This is a genomic window from Plantactinospora sp. CA-294935 (assembly GCF_050936445.1).
In the GTDB taxonomy this organism is placed as follows: domain Bacteria; phylum Actinomycetota; class Actinomycetes; order Mycobacteriales; family Micromonosporaceae; genus Plantactinospora.
On record NZ_JBNJMU010000001.1, the window covers coordinates 8196174 to 8219158 of the forward strand.

The following is a 22985-nucleotide window of genomic DNA, read 5'->3' on the forward strand; positions in this document are numbered from 1 at the left end:
GGGCGGCATGGCGTTGCGGCTGGCGCGGACGAGCGCGGAGGCGCACCTCTACATGGAGCTGCACCCGTGTGAATCCTGTGGGGAGAGCAGTTTCGACCCGGCCAGCTCGGTCGTGGCGGCCGAGGGTGAGCTGGCCAGCCGGTACAGCGGCACCTGCCTGTCGTGTGGCGCGGCCCGCGAGTTCATGTTCCGGCTCCCCGCGGAAGTCCTGCTGACTGACGACGAGGACCCGCGGTTCGGCGACGATCGGCCGTCCGAGCTGCTGGACGCGGGCGAGTGGCTGTGGCTGGCGGACGTGCTCGCGAGCGGCACGCCGGTCGACCCCGCCGGAACGGCCGCCCCGGGACGCCGGAGCGCCCGCATCGACCTGCTCACCGCGGCGTCGGCGCTCTCCGAGGTGCTGAAGTTCGTGCCGGCGGGTGCCGACGCGGTACCGGCGGAGGCGTTGTGGAGCGGCCGGGGCCATGAGGTCTATTCGGCCGAACCGGGCCGGTTCCGCCGGATCCGCCTCGAAGCCGTCCGCGACACCTACCGCGACATCGCGGCACGGTTCGGCTGAACCCCGGCCTGACACGGTCCGTCGGACAGCGGGCCGCACGTCATGGAAACCTCATGTGCCCGGTCCGATCGTGTACCCGGTGGCGCGAACGCGCCGTCCGGCCACGACGGACAGAGTGAGGACCCGGTGCGCTCTCCCCTGGTGACGGCCACGCTGGCCAGGACCGCCGGCAGCACGTCGGACAGCAGTACGCCAGACGGCGGTCGGTCAGACGGACCGTCGGGACGCGACGGCGTCCGTCCGGCCCGGGACGCGGGCGGACCGGCGGGGTGGGAGGTCGGCCGTGGACGCCGCTGACCGGGCCGCCCCCGGGTCAGCCGTCCCGACGCCGGACGCGGTGGCGGCGCCACCGGCCGCCGGTCAGAGCGCTCCCGCCGCTCCGGTGCGGGTCGCCCCCGCCACCGCGCGGCTCACGGTGACGGCCGCTCGACAGCCGGCCGGCCAGGCGACACGCGCACGACCAGCGGCCGGCCGGGCGACCTCCGCTGGCCAGAATGCCGATCCAGCGACATCCGCCCGACAGGCCGCCGACCCGGCGACATCCACCCGACAGGCCGCCGACCCCGCGACATCCACCCGACAGGCCGCCGACCCCGCGACATCCGCCCGACAGGCTGCCGACCCGGCGACATCGGCCCGACAGGCCGGCCGGCCTGCCCAGACGGCCCCGCGCGCCCAGCCCCGGACCCTGCCCCGGACGGCCCCGGCGCACCCCTCGACCGCCGCGACGGCCGTCGCCGCCGGGCCACCGGCGCAGGAGGCACCGGTCGGCGGTTGGGGCCGGGACTTCCTCGCACATCTCCACCTGATTCAGGTCGTCTGCTGGCAGGTCGCCGGGCTGGCCGTGCTGCTCGCCGTCCGGCAGCCGGTGCCGGTGCTGGTCTGCGTGTCCGTCGGCGCGGCGGTACTGGTCGTGCTGACCACGGTACGGATCGACGGGCGCTGGCTCCCCGAGCATGGCGCGCTGGCCGTCGGTTACCTGTCCCGTACCCGCCGCCGCGACCTGCCGGAGGACGCCGGGAAGACCCCGACGCTGCTGGACCTGCTGGTCCCGAGTTGCACGGTGCGGGCCGTCGAGACCGGCCACGGGTCGGCCATGACGACCAGCCACCGCAGCGGCCTGACCGCCGTGCTGCGACCGGCCGCCGGCGGCACGGACCTCGTCGACCGGTTGCCCACGCCCGCGGCGCTGCTGCCGCTGGTGGACGGGCAGCAGCGCGGGTTGGGCGTCCAGACGGTGTACCACGCCGGCGTCGGGCGGGACGCCCCGGTAAAGGTGTGGCTGGCCGTACACGCCGCCCGCAGCGTCGAGGTGCCCGGCGACGACGAGCTGGCACTGATCCTGCGCAACGCCGTACGCCGGATGCGGCAGGTGCTCGGCCGCGCCGGCGTACCGGCCGAGCCGCTGACCGAGGAGGCCGCGTTCGCGGTGATCACCGGCCTGGCCCACGTCACCGGCGGCCGCAACCAGATACGCGAGGACTGGCGGTTCTGGCGCACCGGGGCCGTCTGCCAGGCCACCGTCCAGATGCGAGGGTGGCACCGACTCGCCGATCCACAGGCGAAGCGGCTGATCACCGACCTGCTCAGGGTGACCGTCGACGCGGCCGCCACGGTGACGGTCACCGCCCGTCCGGATCGGGACGCACCACGGGTGGACGCCGTGCTGCGGCTCGCCGCGACCACCGAGGCCGCCGTCGAGGCGGCACTGGCCGGAACGGCGACCCGCGCCGCGCGGTGCGGCGTCCGTCCCGCCCGACTCGACGGTGCGCATGCCCGTGGCGTTGCCGCGTCGCTTCCGATCGGAGTTTTCCTGACTTGAACGCACCCACAGTCGACGACGATCCACACCGGACACCCGGGTCAGGACCCGGCCGGAGTCCCCGGACGCTACTGGTCGCGCCGGGGCGGCACGGCGCCTACCGCACGATCGGTGCGGCGCTGCGCGACGCGCCGGACGGCAGCGTCATCTCGGTCGCCGACGGCAGCTATCCGGAGACGTTCGAGCTGCTCGACCGCTCGCTGACGGTGCGGGCGGTGGACGGCGCGACGGTGCTCCTGGACGGCTCCGGCGGCGACTGGCCGGTACTGGACGTCCGGGGCGGGTCGCTGGTCCTGGAAGGCATCGACGTGCGGGCGGACCTCGCCGCCCTCCGGGCGGAGAACGCGAACGTGACGGTCGAGCGGTGCAGCCTCACCGCCCGGACGGGTCCGGCGATCAGCGTGCGCGGCTGTCCCCGCTTCGCGGTACGCCGGTGCAGGATCTCCGGTTCCGCCCAGGGCATCGTGGTGGAGAGTTCCTCCGGCCGCATCGACGACACGTCGATCGACGACGTGGCCAGCGACGGTGTGGTGGTGGGGCTCGGTGCCGATCCGGAGATCCGCAACTGCGTCATCTCCGGCTGCGGGCAACGCGGCATCTACGTCTACCAGTACGCCCGCCCGGTCATCGAAGCCTGCGACATCTCCCGTACGACTGGCGCGGGCATCGCGGTGGCGCACCACAGCCGGCCGGTCGTACGCCGTACCCGGGTGCGGGACGTGCAGGACGTCGGTATCACGTTCGGCCCCGGCTGCGCGGGCTCGGTGGAGGGGTGCCAGTTGGACAACACCGCCGAACCGGCCATCGAGGTCGCCGAGGGCGCCACGCCGACGGTGACGGAACCCGCGCAGCGACCGGCCGCCACGGGGGACGTCGGGCTCGACGACCTCCTCACCGAACTGGACGGCATGGTCGGGCTGGCCGCGGTGAAGGCCGAGGTGCGGGCGCTGGTGGACGAGATCCAGGTCAACGAGTGGCGTCGAAGGGCGGGGCTCCCCGTGGGCGGCGTCAGCCACCACCTGATCTTCGCCGGTGCGCCCGGCACCGGAAAGACCACGGTGGCACGCACCTACGGAAAACTACTCAAGGCGCTCGGCGTACTCGCCCGCGGCCAGTTCCGCGAGGTCTCCCGGCGCGATCTCGTCGGCCAGTACATCGGGCACACCGCGGAGAAGACCACGCAGGTATTCGAGGCGGCCAGGGGCGGCGTGCTCTTCATCGACGAGGCGTACACGCTGTCCCGGCAGGCCGGCTCCGGCGGTGACTTCGGCCAGGAGGTGATCGACACCCTGGTCAAGTTGATGGAGGATCACCGGGACGAGGTCGCGGTCATCGCCGCCGGTTACACCGACGAGATGACCGGCTTCCTCGCCGTCAACCCCGGTCTGGCCTCGCGGTTCTCCAAGACTCTCGAGTTCGAGAACTACACCCCGGAGGACCTGCTCCAGATCATCGGCAGGATGGTCGCCGACGGTGACTACCTGATGGACGACGAGGCACGCCCGGTGCTGCTGGACTACTTCGGCCGGATATCGCGCGACGCCAACTTCGGCAACGCCCGGGACGCCCGCCGGCTCTTCGAGGGGGTACGCAAGGCGCAGTCGCAGCGGCTCCGCGCCCTCGGACGGGTGCCGGACGTGCTCGAGCTGCGTACGGTGACCGCCGAGGACGTACGGGCGGCGAGTACCTGACCGGACGCGCCCGCCCACGGTGGAGCCTGCATCGGGCCGGACGACACGCGGCGCGAACCCAGGGTCCAGCACGACCACGGCGTCCGGCTGGACGCCACGGCAGCAACCTGCCGCTGGGCGCCGGCACGGCTGCTTCGTTGCCTACCATGGGGCGACCCGCCGGAGGGGAACCTGCGCGGCGGCCGGCGGAGACCGGCCCGGAGAGGACAACCAGAACCATGACGACCGATCCCGAACACGGCGAGCTGGTCCCGCTGGGAGACGGTCCGGTGGCCACGGTGTTGGCGGGAGTGGACGGGGCGACCGGTGAGGCGTTCGCGCTGAAGGTCTTCCCCGGCGGGCTCGACCGGCGTACCCGAGCCGAACTGGATCGCGAACTGACCCGGCTCGCCGCGCTCCGCGCCCAGGCCCCGGTCCTCGTTGCCGATCGCGTCGAGGAGCGCCCGGACGGGCGCTGTGCCCTGCGCATGGAGCTGTGCACCCAGTCGTTGCCGGAGCTGCTCGACTCGTTCGGCCCGCTCTCCGTGGCGGACACGCTGGTATTGGGCACCGTACTCGCGACGGCGCTGGCGGCCGCGCACGCGGCCGGGCTCGTGCACGGCGGGGTCCTCCCCGGGAACGTGCTGTTCCGACCCTCCGGCGAGCCGGTGCTGTCCGACTTCGGTCTCACGCTGCGCCACGCATTCCCCCGCGATCCCCTGCGAACCGCGGATCTCCTGCCGCCGGAGACCGTACGGGACGGCTCCGCCGACGAGCGGTCCGATCTCTACGGCCTCGGCGTGGTTCTCTACCTGGCCCTGTCCGGCCGGTCCCCGCATCAGGGTCCGGCCGGCGAGGAGCCGGAAGCACGCCTGCTACGCGTACTCGGCGGACCGGTGCCACCACTCGATCGCCCCGGGGCGCCACCGGAGCTGGCAAAGTTGATCTCCGCACTCCTGGCGAAGGACCCGGACGCGCGCCCGGACGCCGCCTCGGCGGTAGCCGAGCAGTTGGACGCGCTCCGGATTCGGATCGCACCATCGCCCCCGGACCACCAACCGCCGGCCGTGGAGCAGCGCGGATTCGACGACTTCGCCGCGTCCGGCGTGCCCGGGGCGGAACCGCCGAACCCCGGCACGGAACCACAGTCCAGCGCAGCCGCACCGCCGAACCCCGAAGCCGAACCACCGAACCTCGGAGCCGAACCACCGAACCCCGGCACGGAACCACCGAACCCCGAAGCCGAACCACCGAACCCCGAAGCCGAACCACCGAACCCCGAAGCCGAACCACCAAACCCCGGCACGGAACCACCGAACCCCGAAGCCGAGGAACCGAACCCCGAAGCCGAACCACCAAACCCCGGCACGGAACCACCAAGCCCCGAAGCCGAACCGCCGAACCCTGGCCCGGAACCAGTGGCCGGTGCAGTGACACCACCGACCCCCGCAGCGGGACCGCCGGCCACCGTGACGGCGTTGCCAACCCCCGCAGCACAGTCGCCGAACCCCGCGGTGGAGGTCTCCGGTCGGGCCGCGCCCCGCCCCCAGGGCGAGCCGATTCTCGTCTTCGGCGCGGAGACACCGCTCCGGCGGGTCACCCGTACCCGGTCCGTGCTGATCGGGGTCGGTGGCCTCGTACTGCTCGCCGCGGTGGCCGGGCCGGTGCTGCTGAACCGGACCGGTGAACTCACGGTCCCGCCGGCCCCCGCGCAGACCGGGGTGGCCAGCCCGGCGACCGCCTCGCCCCGGGTGGTACGGCTGGAACTGGCCGATCCCGCCGATCGTGGCAACGTCGTGGAGCTGTCCTGGCAGAGCAGCGAGCCGCTGGACTTCGCCGTGATCGTCGCGGCCGAGGGTGAGCGGGCCCGGGCGCTACTCGCCCAGCGCAACACCACCTATCGGGTGCCCGTGGATCCGGTACGCCGGTACTGCTTCCTCATCCAGGGCAGCGACGGCAACCAGGTGTACGAGAGCCAGCCCAAACCGATCCGGGGCGCCAGCTGTGTGAAGTGACGAGGAATTCAGCGACGCGGCGGCAGCAGTACGCGCGGATCGAGCAGCGCCCGCAGTCGCGCCCGCCAGCCGCGCCGGGCCAGTCCACGGCGTACCGCCCGCACCGCCGCCCACGCCTGGCGGCCATCCTGCTCCCCCGGCGCCGCCGGTGACCACAGCGCCCGGTCCACGACGACGGCCAGCCGCCGGATGTCGTCCACGGTGGTCCGATCGGCGATGGCGACCGCGCTGGTGGCCAGGTCGCGTACCGTCATCCCGGCCGACACCGGGACACCGTGCGCGCGTAGCCGGTCGCGGACCTCCGCCCAGGCACCCACCACCGCGGCCGCTCCCGCACGGCGTCGGCGGCGCCAGGCCCGTCCGGCCGTCGCCGACGGCACGCCGACCAGCCACGCCGCCAGCAACAGCACCGAGGCGCCGAGCAGCACCCGCCACGTCGCGGCGCCCGACACGGCGCCGTCGTCCGGTCGCACGGCGGCGGCCGGACGCGGCGCGACCGGTGGATCGCGGAGTTCCTCCGGTGCGGGGAGTTGGGCCCGTACCCGCGCCGCGGCGGCGGCCAGCCCGACCCCGGAGACGGCGGTCGACGCCGACGGTGCGACTGCCGGATCCAGCGGTACCCAGCCGACCCCCCGCACGGCGACCTCGGGCCAGGCCAGTACGTCGCCGTTGCGAACCGTGTACCGCCCGTCGGGATCGGGAGCACTGGGCGCGCGGAATCCGACGGCCAGCCGCGCCGGGATGCCCCGGATCCGCGCCAGCGCCACGTACGCGGCGGCGAACTGCTCGGTCGTGCCCCGCCCGCTGCGTAGCAGGAAGTCCGCCAACTGTGGCCAGGAGTGCCCGGTGGGCAGGTCGAGCCCCGTCGCCAGCCGGTAGTTCTGCCGGAGGAAGCGCTCCAGCACCAGGGCGGCCTGGAAGGACGGGCGCAGCCCGCCCGTCGCCCGCTCGGCGAGTTCGGCGACCCCGGCCGGCACCGTGCCCACGCTACCGAGCCCGCCCGGGACGAGCGGGTCGATCGCGGCGGCGGCGAGCGCCTCGGCGTCGACCGCCGGTTGCCACCAGGTCAGCGTGTACCTCGCGACGCCGTCGGCCCCGGGCAGCAGCAACGTGCCCTGCTCCTCCTCCACCAGCGGCTCGACCCCACGTACCCCGGCGGGCCAGGTCTGACTCGGCAGCCACGGGCCGGCACCGGCGGCGAAAGTGTCGATCTCGGCGGACCGGGTCCGTACCGGTACGCTCACCGCGCCGCCCGGCCACAGCTCGGTGCCGAGCCGCCGGTACCGGCCACCGGGCTGCCAGTTGACTCCGTCGAAGGCGTCGAACACCACCAACGGCCAGCGGTCCACCCCGGCCCCGCCGCTCACCCGGAACACGGCGGTGCCGGGGTGGGCGAGCCGGTACGCGATCTCGTCCAGCGGGCTGGTCACCCGGGTCTCGGCGAGCGGAACCGCCTGGTCCGCGCGGAGCGAGTATCTCGGTGGCACGGTGGGCGGCAACAGCCCGGCGAGGATCACCGCCACCACGGCCAGGACCACCGACGGGACGGCCCTCCGCAGCAGCGCCGCCGCCCCGCCCCGATCCGAATCGCCCGGTCGGTCCGGGTGGCGGTGCTGACCGGGGTCGACGCCACGCTGCACCGCGACGACGGCTGCACTGTGGAAGGCCAGCAGGACTCCGCCGACCGCGGCGTAGCCGAGCGCCGCGGCGACGGCCGGACCGGACGGCATCGGGGCGTAGAACTGGCTCAGCAACGTGACCGCGAAGCTCGGGGCGAGCGCCAGCACCGGTCTGCCCAGCCGGTCCAGCAGCTCGACGCCGAGCACGGCGGCGAGCACCACCAGCAGTGGGACGAACAGCAGCAGCGCCGGATCCGGCCGGGCCGGCCAGGTCGACTGGAGGGCGAGCTGCCAGGAGTCGGTGAACCCGGCGGCCAGGGCGCGCAGCGTACGCCCGGTGGGCAGGCCCGCCACCGTCGTCGACCAGAGCACCGTCTCGGCGACGGCCAACAGGCCGGCAACCGCCAGCAGCAGCGGCCGCCAGGGCAGCAGGGCCGCGCGCCGCGCGCAGGCCAGCGTGGCCAGCAGCACCGCCACCGCCGGCACGCCGACCGGGAGGAGCAGCGCCGGCACGCCGAAGACCGGCGCGAAGAGCATCCCCGCGACGACGGCCGCGAGCACCACGCACGAGGCGGGTACCGCCCGGAGCACCGCACTCATCAGGGCAGCTCGTTCCATCGGCGCACCGCTTCTTCGGCGTTTTCCGCGACGAGCACCCGGACGCCGGACGCCGGGCCGGATGGGGTGTTCGGCGGCGCCGGCTCGGAGCGTTCGACGCCGCCCGGCCCTCCGGAGCCGTCGCCGGTAGCGGCCAGGACGATCACGACGATCGCCAGGAACCGATGCCGCGAGCCGGCCAACGCGACCGGCGGCGTCGTCCCACCGGTGACCGCCACCAGGCAGCCGCCGGCCGGACCGCCCACGGCCAGCGACACCGGCACAAGATCAGCTTCCCGCCCGCCGTCCTGCCCCAGCTCACACAGCACGTCGAGCAGCCGGCGTACGCTGTGCGCCCCGCCCGGCGTGCACAGGTCGAGGCCGGACGAGGTGACCAGGCGGCTGTGGTGTCCCGCCCGGGCGGCGGCACCGAGCAGGGACGCCGCCAGATCCACCGCCTCCTCGAACTCGGCGGCGGTCAGCGCGTCGGGACGGGTGTCGAGCAGCAGGGTGAACCTCGGCTGTTCCGGATCGGCCAGATCGCGCACCATCAGCCGGCCCGTCCGGGCGGTCGCCTTCCAGTGCAGGTGCCGTACCTCGTCGCCGGGGACGTACTCCCGGACGTCCAGGAGCTGCGCCGAACCCCGCGGCGCGCGGTCCGTGCTGGTGCCCTCGTGGTGGTGCCGGGGGTAGCCGACCATCGGCGCCCGCGCCGGAAGCTGCCGTGGATGCGCCCACAGGGTCGCGGTCTCCCCGGTGTGCGTCTCGCTGCGGGCCAGCCCAAACGGATCCACCCGGTGCAGTGTCAACGGGCCCACGGTCAGCCGGCCACGCGCGGTGGTCGGCAGCTCGTAGTGCTGGACCGCCTCCGCGCCCGGCGCCAGCGCCCGTACCCGGACGGTCCGGATCGCGCTCCCGGTCGCGTCGGTGGCCAGGAACCCGGCCAGCCGACCGCCACCCGGATTACGCACCCGCAGGCTGGCCAGGGCGGGGCGGCCCCGTTCGACCCGTTCGGGGTAGACCGAGCGCCGCACCTCGACCGACCGGCGGCCTCCGGTGAGCAGGACGGCGGCCAGCACGGCACCGAGCAGGACCGCACCGAGCGCGCGCAGCATCGGGTACCCGCCCCAGAGCCCGAAGGCGAGCAGCGGCACCGCTACGGCGAGCACGGCGAGTCCTCGGCGGGTCAGGCGCACGGTCAGCGGGCCGCGCCGGCAGCGGGCGTGGGGGTCGAGGCGAGCAGCTCCGTGACGATCTCGGCGCTGCCGCGCCGGTTCATCTCGGCCTCCGGGGTGAGCACGAGCCGGTGGGCCAGGACCGGCACGGCGACGTCCTTGATGTCGTCGGGCGTGACGAAGTCGCGTCCCTCGATCGCCGCGAGCGCCTGCGCGGTACGCACCAGCGCGATGCTGCCCCGTACGCTGGCGCCGTAGCGCACCGCGGAGTGGCTCCGGGTCGCCGCGGTGAGCCGGGCGGCGTACTCGCACACCGCCCGGTCGAGGTGCGACGTCCGTACCTCGACGATGGCCTCCCGCAGCGCCTCGACGTCGACCACCGCCGGCAGGTCGTCCGGGCCCACCCCGGCGCAGTCACCCAGCATCACCAGCACCTCCGAGTCGAGGTCCGGGTAGCCCACCGAGAGCCGCATCAGGAACCGGTCCAACTGCGCCTCGGGCAGCCGGTAGGTGCCCTCCAGTTCGATCGGGTTCTGGGTCGCGATGACCAGGAACGGCCGCGGTACGTCGTGTCCGGTCCCGTCCACCGTGACCCGGCGCTCGGACATCACCTCCAACAGCGCCGACTGGGTCTTCGGGGTACCGCGGTTGATCTCGTCGGCCACCACGATGTTCGCGAACACCGCGCCCGGGTGGAAGGTGAACGTCTCCTCCGACTGCCGGTAGACGGTGACCCCGGTGATGTCGCTGGGCAGCAGGTCCGGGGTGAACTGGATGCGGCTCCACCGCCCGCCGATGCTGCGGGCGAGGCACCGCGCGAGGCTGGTCTTGCCGAGGCCGGGCACATCCTCGATCAGCAGGTGATCTTCGGCCAGCAGGCCGGCGATCGCCAGCCGGACCAGCTCGGGCTTGCCACGGATCACCCGTTGCACGTTCTCGGAGATCCGCCCGGCGATCTCCGCCGCCCCGGAACCGTTCATCCCGCACTCCAGAGGTAGCGGTTGGACTGGACACCGTCGACGGTGACCCAGACGTACGACCCGACCGAGTCGAACGGGAAGTCCTCGAAGGTGAGGTTCCCCCGACTGTCGGTACGCCGGGTGGCGCCCGAATTGAAGTCCGGCCACCTGCTGGAATCCGGCTTGATGTGGTAGTCGGTGTTCGGGCTGAATCCGCGCAGCACGATCCGGAAGTACGCGCAGTCCGGCTCTTCGCACCTGTCCTCGTACGTGGTGTCGCTGCCCCGGGAGACCGTGACCGACCGGGGTGGCGGCGGCACGGTGGCCCGGACGGTGGCCGGCGACCCGCGCCCCGCCGAGTTCTGCGCGGCCACGGTGATCCGGTACGCCGTGCCCCTGGTGAGACCGGTGATCGTCATCGAGCGGGCGCTGCCGGGCCGGGTGGCCGAGCGGGCGGTGCCGCCCGCAGCCGGCGTCCAGGTGACCCGGTACCCGCTCACCGCGGCACCGTTGGCGGCAGCGGCGCTCCAGGTGACTCGCAGGTCGCCGCCCTGGGCGGCGGCGCGCAGATTCGCCGGCATCCCGGGTGGACTGGCCGGTATCGACCGGGGTTCGGGGGGTGTCCGGCGCGGCGAGGCCGGGCCGTCGCCCCTGGGCCGCTCCGCTGTCGGCGGACCGGGGCTGGGCGAGCGCGGACCGGGTGTGGGCGAGCGCGGACCGGGGTCGGGCACGGAGGACGGGGACACCGGCGTGCCCGACGGCACCCGCCTCCCGTCGCCGACCACCGGGACCAACCCGACCGCACCGTCGGGGTCCACCACCAGCACGTGCCGGCCCTCGGCACCGTCGACGTAGACCCGTTCGTCCTCACCACGGCTCAGGGTCGGCTCACCGGCCTCCGGCGGCACCGGGATGGCCCGCTGCTGCTCGCCCGCACTGTTGTACGTGAGCACCGCATTGCGGTCCAGGTCGAGCAGTACCACGGAGGATCCGGTGACCGACGGGGCCGAGTACGCGCCGTCGGGCAGCGCGACGGTGATCGGCGCGGCACCTGACCGGTTCGTTTCCAGACCACTCGCGTCGACCATTCGCATCCGCCGCCCTGCGGGGTCGAGGATGGCGACCCGGCCGCCGACGTCCACCGGCGCGACCCGCGCGGTGGGCGGGATGTCCACCCCGATCGGCGTCGGCCGGCCGAGGCCGTGGTCGGCCACCCGGCTCAGCGTGTCCGCGGTGGTGTCGACGAAGACGGGTCGCTCGCCGACCACGGTGAGCGCGCCGGTGTGGCCGGCGGGCGCGACGGCCGGGCAGGAGATCCGGTCGGCGCCGGCCGCCAGCCGGCAGAGCACGCCGGAGTCGACGCGGTGCAGCCAGAGCGTGCCGTCCGAGGTGGTGATGGGTTCACCGAGTGCGCCACCAGCCGGAATCGTCGCGGGTGGATCACCCAGCCGCACCACCCGCCCGGCCTCCCGGTAGACCAGGTACGGACCGCCCGGCGCCTCCACCCCGACCGGTCGCTCCCCGGTGGGCGGGGTCAGCGTCCGCTCGACCGACAGGCTCGACTTGCCGAACTCGACGATCCGGGAGCGGCCGACCACATAGCCACTCGTGTCGCCCTGCACCACCTGGCTGCCCGGCTCGATGCCGGGCACCGCCGCCTGGGCATCCACCCGCCGCGCGGAGCCGTTGACGTGGACGACGGCGCCCAGCGACGGGCTCGCGACCCAGTGCCCGCCCTGGGCGAGTTGCAGGCCGGGCGCCGGCGCGACCACCCCGGAGGCGGCCGCCGTCACGGCGGCGAGAGCGGCAGCCACCAGCAGCACCAGCGGCAACCGGCCGCGACGCAGCGGTCCCCGGTCACGCCACGAGCGGACATCGACCCAGGTGCGCAGACGACGCGAGAAGCGCGTGCCACGCCAGGAGGTCAGAGTCAGGCGAAGCGAATTGCCCAGCTTGGTCACCCGCTGAGCATAGAAGGCCGGATACACGATCGGTCCATCCCCGGTACAACCGTTCAGGAGTCGTTCGTGGGCAGTACGAGTTCGAAGATCGCGCCGCCCTCTTCCGCGTTGTAGACGCGCAGCATCCCGCCGTGTGCCCGGGCCACCCAGCGCACGATGGAGAGGCCGAGCCCGCTCGACCCGCCACCGCTGCTGAACCGGTCGAAGGTCTCCTGCGCCACCTCGGCATCGATCCCCGGGCCGTGGTCGGCCACCACGAGGCGACCACCGGCGACGGTGATGTGCACGATCGCGCGGTCGCCCGGCCGCCGGCCGTGCCGTAGCGCGTTGTCCAGCAGGTTGCCGACGGCCCGCTGTACCAGCCCGGGGTCGACGTCCACCTTGGTCGGCGCGGCGGTCACCGTCACCTGCGCCCCGTCGGTGGGAGTCTCCTCCACCACGGTGGTGACCAACTGGTCCAGCCACACCGGTTGGATGGCAAGCTGCTCGACACCGGCGGCCAGCCGCGCCCGCACCAGCAGCCCGTCGATGATGCTGCCCATCCGGCCCGCGAGCGCAACGGTGCGCGGCAGCAGGTCGGCGCGCTGGGTAGGGTGTTCCAGCGCCGTCTCGGCGAGCGCGCGCAGCGCCGCCACCGGCGTACGCAGGTCGTGCGCCGTGTCGGCGAGGAGTACCTCCTGCTGTTCGAGAGCGGCCACGGCGGGCCGGATCGCCCAGCCGGAGAGCAGGTGCCCGGCCGCCCCGGCAGCGGTCACCAGCAGCACGCAGCCGATGACCGCGAACAGCACCGTCCGGTGGTGGCGGTCCCGCTCCGGCCCCGCGTCGACGGCCGCGACCACGGCGCCGATGTACTGCCCACGGGTGTTGCGGAACGGCTCCGCACCGACCCGGACCAGTTCCCCGTTCGTTCCCCGGACGTAACCGTTGAGCAGGCGTCCGGTCCGCGCCGCCTCCGCCGCCAGGCTGGCGAGCAGCGCCGGATCCACCGACACGCAGCTCTGCTGACTGAAGTGGCCGGTGAACCGCTCGGCGCCACCGGGCAGGATCGCGAACTGCGGACACCGGGTGTTGAGTTCGTCCTCGCCGACGAACGCCGTGATCAGGGTGCCGTCGTACTGGACCAGCCGGGTCGCGGTCGAGGTCACCCGGCGCAGTTCGCCGTCCAGCCGCTGCTCCCCCAGCTCCGCGTCCCACCCGACCGCGACCCACGCGAACACGATCGACCCGGCGGCGGTCAGTACGGTGAGGAAGAGCGTGAGCCACCGGCGGCGGCGGCGCAACCGGACGGTCGTCGGAGCGGTCACCGGGGTCACTCCGGCCCGGCGAGCCGGTAGCCGTGGCCCCGTACGGTGTGGATCAGCTCAGGTTCGCGCAGCTTCGCGCGCAGCCGCCGGACCACCACGTCGACCACGTTGGACATCGGATCGGTGCTGGTGTCCCAGCAGTGCTCGATCAGCTCGGCCCGGCCCACGGCCTGCTCCGGCCGGGCGACCAGGTATTCCAGCACGGCGAACTCCTTCGCCGTCAGGGTGAGCAGGACACCCGCGCGGCGGACCTCCCGGCGGGCACAGTCCACGACGAGGTCGGCGTGCCGCAGCACCGAGGGGCGGCCCGAGCCGGCCCGGCGGACCAGCGCGTGCACCCGGGCCGCCATCTCCGCCACGGCGAACGGCTTCACCAGATAGTCGTCACCGCCCTGCTCGAAACCCGCCACCCGGTCGGCGAGGGTGTCCCGCGCGGTCAGGAACAGCACCGGTACGGCCCAGCCCTGCTGCCGGCGGCGGTGCACGTACCCGACGGAGTCGCCGTCGGGCAGCATCCGGTCGAACACGACGCAGTCGTACCGTCCGGCGTGCAGCGCCGCGTCGGCGGTGGCGATGTCGGCCGCCTGGTCGACCCGCAGTCCGGTCCCGAGCAGTTCGGTGGTCACCGCCAGCCGCAGGTCCTCGTCGTCCTCGACCACCATCACCCGCACCCGGGACCTCCTGCGGATCGTGTCATCGGAACCTCATGTACCGGAACGGATGGTAGTGCCGACCGGAAACTACCGCTCGGGGCGCTGACGATTGAACCTTTTCCAACCTGGACAGCGCGGTGCGTCGCCCCGACTCCCACCTGCGGCCACCACGAACCGCAGGGGGAGGTTGAAAGAGGTTCATTGGGGAGGTCGGGAGTTGGTGCTCTTCCATGTGCTGGGCCCGATCGAGGTGCACGGCGGCACCGCCGTACGCCGGATCGGCGGGAGCAAGCCCGGTGCCCTGCTGGCAACCCTGCTCACGAAGCCTAACGCCTGGATGACGACCGACGAACTGGTCGCGACCGTCTGGCCGGAACAGGCCGTGCCGGCCTCGGCGGAGGCCAACCTGAAGACGTACGTCTGGACCCTGCGCCGCGGCTTGCCGGAGCACGATGGTGGCCCACGGATCGAGAGCCGTCCCGGCGCGTACCGGATCCGGGTCGGTCGGGGCGAGCGGGACATCGACCGGGTCGGCGAACTCGCCGAGCAGGCCCGATGCGCCTCGGCGGGCGGTGACGCGGGCACCGCGGCCACCCTGCTCGACCAGGCGTTGCGGATGTGGCGCGGACGGCCCTTCGCAGACCTCGACGGGGACGCGGCCACGGGTGTGCTGGCCCATCTCGAAGACCTGCGCCTGGGGCTGGCGGAACGGCTCGCCGAGGCTCAGCTCGCGGTGGGCCGGGGACAGGACGCGGTGGCCACCCTGCGGGCGGTCACCGCGGACGCCCCGCTGCGGGAGGAAGCCTGGGCGCTGCTGGTGCGGGTGCTGCACGAGACGGGCCGGCGGGCCGAGGCCCTGGCCGAGTACCGGCGTGCCCGGCAGCTCCTCTCCACCGAGTTGGGAGTCGAACCAGGAGCCTCGCTCGCCGAGGCGCACCGGCTGGCCCTCGGTGCCGCGCGGATCGGGCCGGTACGCCGGGAGCTGCCCCGCGACGTGCCGCTCACCGGCCGCCGGGCCGAGCTGGCCGTCGTGGGCCAGGCCGCGCGGGACAGCCCCGCGCCCGTGGTGCTGGTGCACGGGATGGCCGGGGTGGGCAAGACCGCGTTCGTGGTGCACGCGGGCCACCGGCTGGCGCCGGACTATCCGGACGGTCAATTTTTCGTACGCGTGGCCGCAAACGCCGACCGCGGTACGCCGGGAGCGGCGGCCGCGCTGCACCGGCTGCTGCGCGGCGTCGGGGTACCGGTGTCGGAGATCCCGCCCGACCTGGACGAGCGGTCCGCGCTGTGGCGCTCGGAGCTGGCCCGGCGGCGCGTCCTGCTGGTGCTGGACGACGTCCCCGGCCCGGATGGGCTGACCCCACTGCTGCCCGCGACCCCCGGTTGCCTGACCCTGGTGACCACGACGAACCGCGGCTGGCATCCGGACGGCGCGACCCGGGTCGGCCTGGCACCGCTGCCCACGGAGGCGGCCGCCGCGCTGTTCCGGTCCGCACTCGGCGGGCGGCACGAGGAGGCGGACCAGCCGAGCGCCCTGGCCGTCGCGCAGCTCTGCGGTGGTCTACCGGCCGCGCTGCGCGATGCCGCCGCCCGGCTGCTGTGTCGGCCGCACTGGACGGCACGGCGACTGGTCGACGAACTCGACGAGGATCCGTGCCGGGTCCTCTCCGACGCCGTACGGCGCTCGATCGTCGACGCCCGCCGGCCGCCGGCCGGTCGGGAACTGGCGCTGTGGTACGCCCTCGGTGACCTACCGGGCGAGTTCGGCACCGCCGCCGCCGCACGGGCGCTAGGGGTCACCCCGGGTGCGGCACGACCGGTGCTGGAGGCACTGGTGGACCGGGGACTGCTGGACGTCGCCGCGGCGGAGCGCTACCGCAGCCATGTCCTGGTGCGGCATATGGCCCGGTGCACCGCGCCGGTCGGCGGCCCGGTCCGGGAACACCACCGTGGCCGCCGGGTCGCGTGAGGCAGACGATCCGCCGATGACCGCCGAACTACGCACCCGCCCGAGTGGCCCGGCGCGAACCACTACGGAGGTGACCAGATGACCGCGAACCCGCTGGCCGTCGTCCGCGACCGGCACCGATCGGTCCGACCCGCCCGCCCGCCGGGACCGAGCCGCCAGGACACGCAGCCGCTGGTGCTGTCGACGCATGCCGGAATAGCGGCGACGCTGGCCACGGCGGGCCACGACGTCCTGATCGCCAGCACGCGGAGCACGGTCCGCGACGATCCGCTCGGCATGCTCCGGCGTATCGACCACCGGAACCTGCGGCGCGGGGTACGGTACCGCGTGCTGTTCCCGGACCACGCCCGTACCGTCCCGGCACTGGCGCTGCGGCTGGGCAGCCTCGCCTTGGCCGGGGCCGAGGTACGCACCGTACCCGACGTGCCGGCGGACGCGACGGTGGTCGACGAGGCGGTGGCCCTGCTCCCCTCCGAGCCGCGGGACGGCCGTGCGGGCGGCGTCGCGGTGTTCCGCCTGCCCAGTGTGGTGAACACGGTCGTCGAACTCTTCGAACGGGTCTGGCCCTCGGCCGTGTCGCTGATGGCGTCCGACGTACCGGACGGCGCCGGGCTCACCGAGCGCGAGCGGGAACTGCTCACGCTGCTCTCGGTGGGCTGCACCGACGAGTCCGCGGCGGCCCGGCTCGGCATCTCGGTCCGTACCGTGCGCCGGACGATGTCCGCGATCATGCACCGGCTCGGCGCCCGCAGCCGATTCCAGGCCGGAATCAAGGCGGCCAACTCCGGTTGGCTCGTACGGCCGGAGGGCGGATAACGGCCACAGTGCGGCGGCGGGCTACCGTAGACGGTTGTGCGCGTACTGGTCACTGAGGACGACGCCATTCTCCGGATAGCCCTGGACGCGTCATTGCGCGGTGCGGGGTTCGCCGTGGACACCGCGGTCGACCTGCCGCAGGCCGACGAGGCGTTGAGCGTCAACGGCTACGACTGTGCGGTCTTCGACCGGATGCTGCCGGCCGGGGACTCGCTGCGGTACGTGGCGGACCGCCGGCGTACCGGATGGGCCGTGCCCGTCCTGTTCCTCACCGCACGGGATGCGGTGAGCGACCGGGTCGACGGGCTGGCCTGGGGCGACGACTACCTGGTCAAGCCGTTCGCGACCGCCGAGCTGGTCGCCCGGGTGGGCAGTCTGTGCCGGCGGGGCGAGACCGGCCAGGCCCCGGTGCTGCGGCATGGGGACCTCGAGCTGGACGTCGGACGCCACGAGGCCCGGCGCGGCGACCGGGTACTCACCCTGACCGCCAAGGAGTTCATGGTGCTCGAGCGATTGCTGGCCGCGAACGGGGAACCGGTCCGCCGCACCGAGCTGATCGCGATCGCCTGGGACGAGTTGGTCCCGCCCGCGTCGAACGTGCTCGATGTGCTGATCGCACAACTGCGTCGCAAGCTCGGCCCACCATCGGTGCTGCACACCATACGCGGAGTCGGCTACCTGCTGCGCTGAGTACCCAGGTAGGTACGCCGCGTTCATTCGTACCTGGCTGTGCACATCAATCCGTACGCCGACAGGAGGCGGCAGGTATGGTGCCGCGGTTGCCGTGCACGGCACCGGTAGCCGGCATGGTTGTTGACCCAGTGCGAGTCCGTCAACCGTTTGCACGGCCGGCAACGGATCAGCCCCACCAGCAGACAGCGGCTGCCATCGGAATTCGGCTGTCCAGCGTCGTTAGCCGCAGCCACATGAGGCTTTTCGTAACGCGACCTGACACTTGACGCCATGAAGCAACACCGGCAAACATCATTGAATGCCGATGCTTGGAGGCACCCTCAGTAGGGCCGTTGCCGTCGCGGGGGTGCTCGCCGCCACCGCGTCGGCCGCTCCGGCGTCGGCCGCGCTGCCGGAGTACACCACCGCCGAGGCGGGCAACCCGATCGTGGCCGGGTGGTACGCCGATCCCGACGTGGCGATCTACAACAACCGCTTCTACGTGTTCCCGACCGCTTCCCGCCCGTACGCGGAACAGACCTATCTCGACGCCTTCTCCTCGACCGACCTGATCGCCTGGACCAAGCACCCGAACGTCCTCACCACCGCGAACGTGAGCTGGGCGCGGTACGCCGTCTGGGCGCCCGCCCCGATCGCCCGCAACGGCAAGTACTACCTGTACTTCGCGGCCAACGACATCCAGAGCAACAGCGAGCTCGGCGGTATCGGGGTGGCGGTGGCCAACCGGCCGGAGGGACCCTACACCGACGCGATCGGGCGGCCGTTGATCGCGCAGTTCGTCAACGGCGCCCAACCGATCGACCAGGACGTCTTCATCGACGACGACGGGCAGGCGTACCTCTACTACGGCGGCTGGGGGCACGCCAACGTCGCGAAGCTGAACGCCGACATGACGAGCCTGGGCACGTTCGCCGATGGCACGACGTACCAGGAGATCACTCCGAGCGGGTACGTCGAGGGCTCGCAGATGTTCAAGCGGAACGGCAGGTACTACCTGATGTGGTCGGAGGGCGGCTGGACCGGGCCCGACTACTCGGTGGCGTACGCGATGGCCGATTCACCCACCGGCCCCTTCACCCGCCTCGACAAGGTCCTGGCGCAGGACCCCGCGGTGGCGCGCGGCGCCGGGCACAATTCGGTGCTGAACATCCCGGGCACCGACACCTGGTACATCTTCTACCACCGCCGGCCGCTGTCGGAGACCGACGGCAACGCGCGGCAGGTCGCGTACGACCGGATGACCTTCAACGCCGACGGGACGATCCAGCGGGTGAAGATGCTCGTGCAGGACAACTTCGCCGACGGCAACGCGCTCGGCTGGAAGACGTACGGCGGGGCTTGGTCGGTCAGCGGCGGCCAGTACCGGACGACCGCCTCCTACGGCGGCAAGTCACTGCTCGACGACAACCACGTGAACGCGACGTACGACCTCGACGTCACGGTCGCGTCCGGCATCGGCGACGCCGGGCTGGTGTTCCGGGCCGCCGACGTGGGGACCGGAACCGACGCCTACCGCGGCTACTACGCCGGAATCACCCCGGCCGGGCGGGTGATCCTCGGCCGGGCCAACAACAACTGGATGCTGCTCGGCTCGGCGCCGCTGCCGGTCGCCGCCGGCCAGCAATACCACCTGCGCGTGGTCGCCGACGGCTCGTCGATCAAGGTGTACGTCGGCGACCTGACCACTCCCAGAATCTCGGTCACCGACGCCACCTACGCGTCCGGCAAGTCGGGCGTTCGCGTCTACAACGCGGCCGCCTCCTTCGACAACGTCGCCATCACCAACCAGTAGGCGCCGGGCCGCGGCAGAAGCAGATACCGGCAAGCAGAGTACGCAGTACGTCGCGGGTCCGGTTGGATGAACGCCTGAGCGCGGAAGATCCATGGTCTTGATCTATCAACGCGGGGTCTCCGTCAGGGGGTTGGCGTACATCTGGACGAGGACCCGGTCGAAGCGCAGCTCCGCGAGGTCCTGCCGAGGGATCGTCCAGTACACCGTGGCCATGGGGAGGCCCTCCCACTCTCCGGCGGGGCGGCGGCGTAGACGGCACGCCTGGCGTCGACGTCGAGGCGCGCCGCGCTGTCGCCGGCCAGGGCATGAGTTTCCAGCGTGGTCAGGACCCGCGGTGAGCTGCCGTCCAGCAGGTAGGCAACGGCCTGGTCGTAGACCTCCGCGCCGGACTCTGCCTTCACCATCTGGTCACATGATCCCTACGGGTGCCTTCTGGCGACCCCGGCCAGTCACGGCTGCCATACCATCGTCTGCTGGTGGAGTTGCCTGCCGCCCTGCCTGGCACCGGGAACCAACGGAGTCGGACCATGTCTGGCGAAGCCGACCCGTTCGAAGAACCGTACCGCACGCGTGTTCTCGGCCAAGGTCTGCAGGTAGCACCCGGGTGAGCCGGTCTGGACAAGTCGATCGAACCATCGCTTCATCAGGCCATCGGCGGCGCCGGTTCCCCGTGCCAGGGGCGTCACGTTGATGTGCAGATGGGCCGGCCAACGGGCATCGTCGAAGCCCCTCGCGGTGGGCTTTCGCCGGACCGCGGCCGACGCCATGTCGACCATGCCACGAGCGAGGAAGGCTGCGGGCCTGGGTCGGAATACCAGCCGATACTTCGCGATCGCCCTCTCCATCCGCTCTTTCTCGCTGGGAAAGGTCGAGCTGTCCAGGCACCCCGCCAAGTAGCCGACGACATGGCCACCCGTCACGGCGACAAACAACGAGTCCGGTTCCTGGCTCATGTACGGCTCCAGGTACATGGCCGCCTCCGACTCTTCGTGCCCCCACAGCAAGGAAGACGGAGAGCCCTCGCCCGCCCGGCCGAACAGCTCACGCAGCGCGGCGCGGTCAGTCTCCGCGAAGCTACGGATCTCGATCATCCTGGACCACTCCCCGACACCCTCCCCCGGCTGATCCGACCAGTCTGCCACGTCCATGACCAGGGAGTTCCGGAGATGATCTTGCGGAAGCGACCAGAGGATTCCGAAGACGATCTTGCGGGAGCGACCAGGGGATTCCGGAGATGATCTTGCGGGATCTGCCGCTGCTGGGATCCACTCGTGACGGGGCACCGGTGTCCGGCGCACGTCGTGAACCAGGCGACCCCGGCGCGCGCCAGGCGGTCGCGCACCCGCGCCCACTCCGGCGGACCCGCGCCCTCCTCGCCGTACCGCGCGTCGTGCTCCGCCACCGGATCCGTCACCGGATCAACCATGCCGACCGACCCGAGTGATGAGTTGTCACGCCCGCACCCGTCACACCTACGACGGGACACGACGAGGCGGAAGGATGACGCGATGAATGCGGACACGCGGCTGGAGGAGCTGGGCGTGAGCGGTCTGGGTGGCAGCGGGCTGGGCGAGGTCGACGAGCCGGCGTTCTCGGGGCTGGCGGAGCGGCACCGGAGGGAGCTGCACGTGCACTGCTACCGGATGCTCGGGTCGTTCGAGGACGCCGAGGACACCGTGCAGGAGACGTTCCTCCGGGCCTGGCGGCGGCGGGAGACCTTCGAGGGGCGGTCGACGTTCCGGGCCTGGCTGTACCGGATCGCCACCAACGCCTGCCTGGACCTGCTCGCCAAGTACCGCCCGGAGCCTGCGACCGGCGGCGAGGTGCTGTGGCTGCAGCCCTACCCGGACCGGCTGCTCGACGAGCTGCCCGCGGGCGACGCGGACGAGCCGGAGACCCTCGCCGTCGCGCGGGAGACGATCGAGCTGGCGTACCTGGTCGCAGTCCAGCACCTCGCGCCGCGCCCGCGGGCCGTGCTGATCCTGCGGGACGTGCTCGGCTGGCCGGCGAAGGACGTCGCGGAGCTCCTCGGGGACTCCGTCAACTCCGTGAACAGCGCACTGCAGCGGGCCCGCGCCGGCATGCGGGAGCACCTGCCCGCCGAGCGGCAGGACTGGACCGGCGGCGAGGAGGACGCCGGGACGCGCGAGCTGGTACGCCGCTATACCGACGCCAGCGTGGCCACGGACATCGACAGGCTCGCCGCACTGCTGCGGGACGACGTCCGCTGCTCGATGCCGCCCACGCCGGGCCTGTACGTCGGCCGCGACACGGTGGTGAACGACTGGGTCGAGAGCGGCTTCGAGGGCCTGAAGGGGCTGCGCGCCGTCCTCACCTCCGTAAACCGGCAGCCCGCCGTCGCCTTCTACCTCTGGCGGAAGCAGGAGGGCGCGTACCTGCCGCTGACGATCGACGTCCTGCGCGTCACCGGCGGGGCGATCACCGAGATCGTCACGTTCCACGACGACCGGTTCCTGCGGCTCGGGCTGCCGGAGCGCCTGCCGGCGGACGGCACCGAGTAGCCCCGGTACGGACGCTCGCGCTGCACGGTGGCGCGCGTGTCGCGGTGGCCGCTGCCGATCATGTGCAGCGGCCCGCCGGCCCGGTCGGGATCGGCATCCGGTCGCTCGGCCTGACCGCACCGGTCCATCCGCGCGGAGTGGTGCGACGCGTCCGGCGCCGTCACCCACGGGCAGGTGCAGCTGGAGCTGCGCGCCGGCGAGCCCGGGCCGGTCCTCGGACGCGACGCCGGGTTCTGGCTCCGCGGCACCGGCGTCCGCGTCCCGCGGAACCCCGACCGTCGCACGGCGAGGGTGCGCATCGTCACGCCCAGGGCCAGGACCGTCACATGCCAGTCAACACACCCCGTACGCCAGTTACCGAATGATGGAGGAACGACGTGAACAGCATGAATGACAGCGGGGGTGTCGCAGGCCCGGCATCGGGCCGAACCAGCCACACCCACCGACTCCGCGGGCTCGCCGTCACCGGCTTCATCGCCACGCTCGCAGCGGTGGTGGCCACCACCCTCGCCGCTGCCCTTGCCCGGGCCGTTGGCGTCGACTTCGAGGTCCCCGATGGTGGCGAGACGATCCCGTTGTCCGGGTTCGCCGTCGTGACCGGCTTCTTCTCGGTCGTGGGCACCGTCATTGCCGTCGCTCTTCTTCGTTGGAGCGCTCGCCCTGCCGAACGATTCGTGTGGACGGCAGTGTCGCTGACCGCGATCTCGTTGGTCCCGCCCCTCCTCTCCGGGGCAAACACCGCCACCATCACCGCTCTCCTCGGGCTACACCTCGTCCCTGCGGCGGTGATGATCCCCACCCTGACACGGAACCTCCGCACCCGGACCGATTGACGATCCCGCAACGGGACAACGCGACG

At 72.8% G+C, this 22985-nt stretch carries 17 protein-coding genes; 10 read left to right on the top strand and 7 right to left on the bottom strand.

Features of this window, described 5'->3' with window-relative positions; all coding sequences use genetic code 11:
* Nucleotides 1-7: 7 nt before the first annotated feature.
* The 4 genes from ACQEVC_RS36070 to ACQEVC_RS36085 all read left to right on the top strand — a co-directional run bounded on the left by ACQEVC_RS36070 (nucleotide 8) and on the right by ACQEVC_RS36085 (nucleotide 6066).
* Entirely contained in the window at nucleotides 8-559 is a 552-nt protein-coding gene (locus ACQEVC_RS36070; protein ID WP_432887074.1) for a hypothetical protein, read from the top strand.
* A 283-nt stretch (nucleotides 560-842) separates the two neighbouring features.
* Nucleotides 843-2381 (top strand): hypothetical protein, encoded by a 1539-nt coding sequence (locus ACQEVC_RS36075; RefSeq protein ID WP_432887077.1) that lies wholly within the window; start codon nucleotides 843-845, stop codon nucleotides 2379-2381.
* On the top strand, nucleotides 2378-4072 hold the full coding sequence (locus ACQEVC_RS36080) for a right-handed parallel beta-helix repeat-containing protein (RefSeq protein ID WP_432887080.1): 1695 nt from the start codon (nucleotides 2378-2380) through the stop codon (nucleotides 4070-4072). The genes ACQEVC_RS36075 and ACQEVC_RS36080 overlap by 4 nt, the downstream gene beginning before the upstream one ends.
* Nucleotides 4073-4290: 218 nt before the next feature.
* Nucleotides 4291-6066 carry a protein kinase domain-containing protein gene (locus ACQEVC_RS36085; RefSeq protein WP_432887082.1) on the top strand — a complete coding sequence of 592 codons (1776 nt, stop codon included), beginning with the start codon at nucleotides 4291-4293 and terminating at the stop codon, nucleotides 6064-6066.
* Nucleotides 6067-6074: 8 nt separating this feature from the next.
* Here ACQEVC_RS36085 and ACQEVC_RS36090 read toward each other — a convergent pair whose 3' ends face one another.
* The 6 genes from ACQEVC_RS36090 to ACQEVC_RS36115 are packed head-to-tail and all read right to left on the bottom strand — an operon-like array spanning nucleotide 6075 to nucleotide 14343.
* Nucleotides 6075-8303, bottom strand: a complete 2229-nt coding sequence (locus ACQEVC_RS36090) for a transglutaminaseTgpA domain-containing protein (RefSeq protein WP_432887085.1) — start codon at nucleotides 8301-8303, stop codon at nucleotides 6075-6077.
* Nucleotides 8285-9451 (bottom strand): DUF58 domain-containing protein, encoded by a 1167-nt coding sequence (locus tag ACQEVC_RS36095; RefSeq protein WP_432887087.1) that lies wholly within the window; start codon nucleotides 9449-9451, stop codon nucleotides 8285-8287. The genes ACQEVC_RS36090 and ACQEVC_RS36095 overlap by 19 nt, the downstream gene beginning before the upstream one ends.
* Before the next feature lie 29 nt (nucleotides 9452-9480).
* Nucleotides 9481-10437 (bottom strand): AAA family ATPase, encoded by a 957-nt coding sequence (locus tag ACQEVC_RS36100; RefSeq protein ID WP_432887090.1) that lies wholly within the window; start codon nucleotides 10435-10437, stop codon nucleotides 9481-9483.
* Nucleotides 10434-12377 carry a fibronectin type III domain-containing protein gene (locus tag ACQEVC_RS36105; protein WP_432887092.1) on the bottom strand — a complete coding sequence of 648 codons (1944 nt, stop codon included), beginning with the start codon at nucleotides 12375-12377 and terminating at the stop codon, nucleotides 10434-10436. The genes ACQEVC_RS36100 and ACQEVC_RS36105 overlap by 4 nt, the downstream gene beginning before the upstream one ends.
* A 53-nt stretch (nucleotides 12378-12430) precedes the next feature.
* Nucleotides 12431-13681, bottom strand: a complete 1251-nt coding sequence (locus tag ACQEVC_RS36110) for a sensor histidine kinase (protein WP_432887095.1) — start codon at nucleotides 13679-13681, stop codon at nucleotides 12431-12433.
* Nucleotides 13682-13686: 5 nt separating this feature from the next.
* Nucleotides 13687-14343 carry a response regulator transcription factor gene (locus tag ACQEVC_RS36115; protein WP_432891896.1) on the bottom strand — a complete coding sequence of 219 codons (657 nt, stop codon included), beginning with the start codon at nucleotides 14341-14343 and terminating at the stop codon, nucleotides 13687-13689.
* A 211-nt stretch (nucleotides 14344-14554) separates the two neighbouring features.
* Here ACQEVC_RS36115 and ACQEVC_RS36120 point away from each other — a divergent pair, with 211 nt between their 5' ends.
* From ACQEVC_RS36120 to ACQEVC_RS36135, 4 genes are all read left to right on the top strand, one after another.
* Complete coding sequence (locus ACQEVC_RS36120) at nucleotides 14555-16303, top strand: BTAD domain-containing putative transcriptional regulator (protein ID WP_432891899.1); 1749 nt, start codon at nucleotides 14555-14557, stop codon at nucleotides 16301-16303.
* A gap of 78 nt (nucleotides 16304-16381) precedes the next feature.
* On the top strand, nucleotides 16382-17119 hold the full coding sequence (locus ACQEVC_RS36125) for a helix-turn-helix transcriptional regulator (protein WP_432887098.1): 738 nt from the start codon (nucleotides 16382-16384) through the stop codon (nucleotides 17117-17119).
* Nucleotides 17120-17155: 36 nt separating this feature from the next.
* A complete protein-coding gene (locus ACQEVC_RS36130) occupies nucleotides 17156-17809 on the top strand; it encodes a winged helix-turn-helix domain-containing protein (protein WP_432887101.1) in 654 nt (217 codons plus the stop codon).
* Between the two features lie 301 nt (nucleotides 17810-18110).
* Nucleotides 18111-19604 carry a family 43 glycosylhydrolase gene (locus ACQEVC_RS36135; RefSeq protein ID WP_432887104.1) on the top strand — a complete coding sequence of 498 codons (1494 nt, stop codon included), beginning with the start codon at nucleotides 18111-18113 and terminating at the stop codon, nucleotides 19602-19604.
* A gap of 449 nt (nucleotides 19605-20053) precedes the next feature.
* On the opposite strand, the gene ACQEVC_RS36140 is transcribed toward ACQEVC_RS36135, so the two are convergent.
* Entirely contained in the window at nucleotides 20054-20695 is a 642-nt protein-coding gene (locus ACQEVC_RS36140) for a GNAT family N-acetyltransferase (protein ID WP_432887106.1), read from the bottom strand.
* A gap of 417 nt (nucleotides 20696-21112) precedes the next feature.
* Here ACQEVC_RS36140 and ACQEVC_RS36145 point away from each other — a divergent pair, with 417 nt between their 5' ends.
* Nucleotides 21113-22126 carry an RNA polymerase subunit sigma-70 gene (locus ACQEVC_RS36145; protein WP_432887109.1) on the top strand — a complete coding sequence of 338 codons (1014 nt, stop codon included), beginning with the start codon at nucleotides 21113-21115 and terminating at the stop codon, nucleotides 22124-22126.
* 386 nt (nucleotides 22127-22512) lie between these two features.
* Nucleotides 22513-22959 carry a DUF6069 family protein gene (locus ACQEVC_RS36150; RefSeq protein WP_432891902.1) on the top strand — a complete coding sequence of 149 codons (447 nt, stop codon included), beginning with the start codon at nucleotides 22513-22515 and terminating at the stop codon, nucleotides 22957-22959.
* Nucleotides 22960-22985: the final 26 nt, after the last annotated feature.

Bases quoted from the DNA above. Each gene is read 5' to 3' on its own strand.
- ACQEVC_RS36070 (WP_432887074.1), top strand. From the start codon at position 8: ATGGCGTTGCGGCTGGCGCGGACGAGCGCGGAGGCGCACCTCTACATG.
- ACQEVC_RS36150 (WP_432891902.1), top strand. From the start codon at position 22,513: ATGAATGACAGCGGGGGTGTCGCAGGCCCGGCATCGGGCCGAACCAGC.
- ACQEVC_RS36115 (WP_432891896.1), bottom strand. From the start codon at position 14,343: ATGGTGGTCGAGGACGACGAGGACCTGCGGCTGGCGGTGACCACCGAA.
- ACQEVC_RS36085 (WP_432887082.1), top strand. From the start codon at position 4,291: ATGACGACCGATCCCGAACACGGCGAGCTGGTCCCGCTGGGAGACGGT.
- ACQEVC_RS36135 (WP_432887104.1), top strand. From the start codon at position 18,111: ATGCCGATGCTTGGAGGCACCCTCAGTAGGGCCGTTGCCGTCGCGGGG.
- ACQEVC_RS36125 (WP_432887098.1), top strand. From the start codon at position 16,382: ATGACCGCGAACCCGCTGGCCGTCGTCCGCGACCGGCACCGATCGGTC.
- ACQEVC_RS36145 (WP_432887109.1), top strand. From the start codon at position 21,113: ATGAATGCGGACACGCGGCTGGAGGAGCTGGGCGTGAGCGGTCTGGGT.
- ACQEVC_RS36100 (WP_432887090.1), bottom strand. From the start codon at position 10,437: ATGAACGGTTCCGGGGCGGCGGAGATCGCCGGGCGGATCTCCGAGAAC.
- ACQEVC_RS36090 (WP_432887085.1), bottom strand. From the start codon at position 8,303: ATGGAACGAGCTGCCCTGATGAGTGCGGTGCTCCGGGCGGTACCCGCC.
- ACQEVC_RS36140 (WP_432887106.1), bottom strand. From the start codon at position 20,695: ATGATCGAGATCCGTAGCTTCGCGGAGACTGACCGCGCCGCGCTGCGT.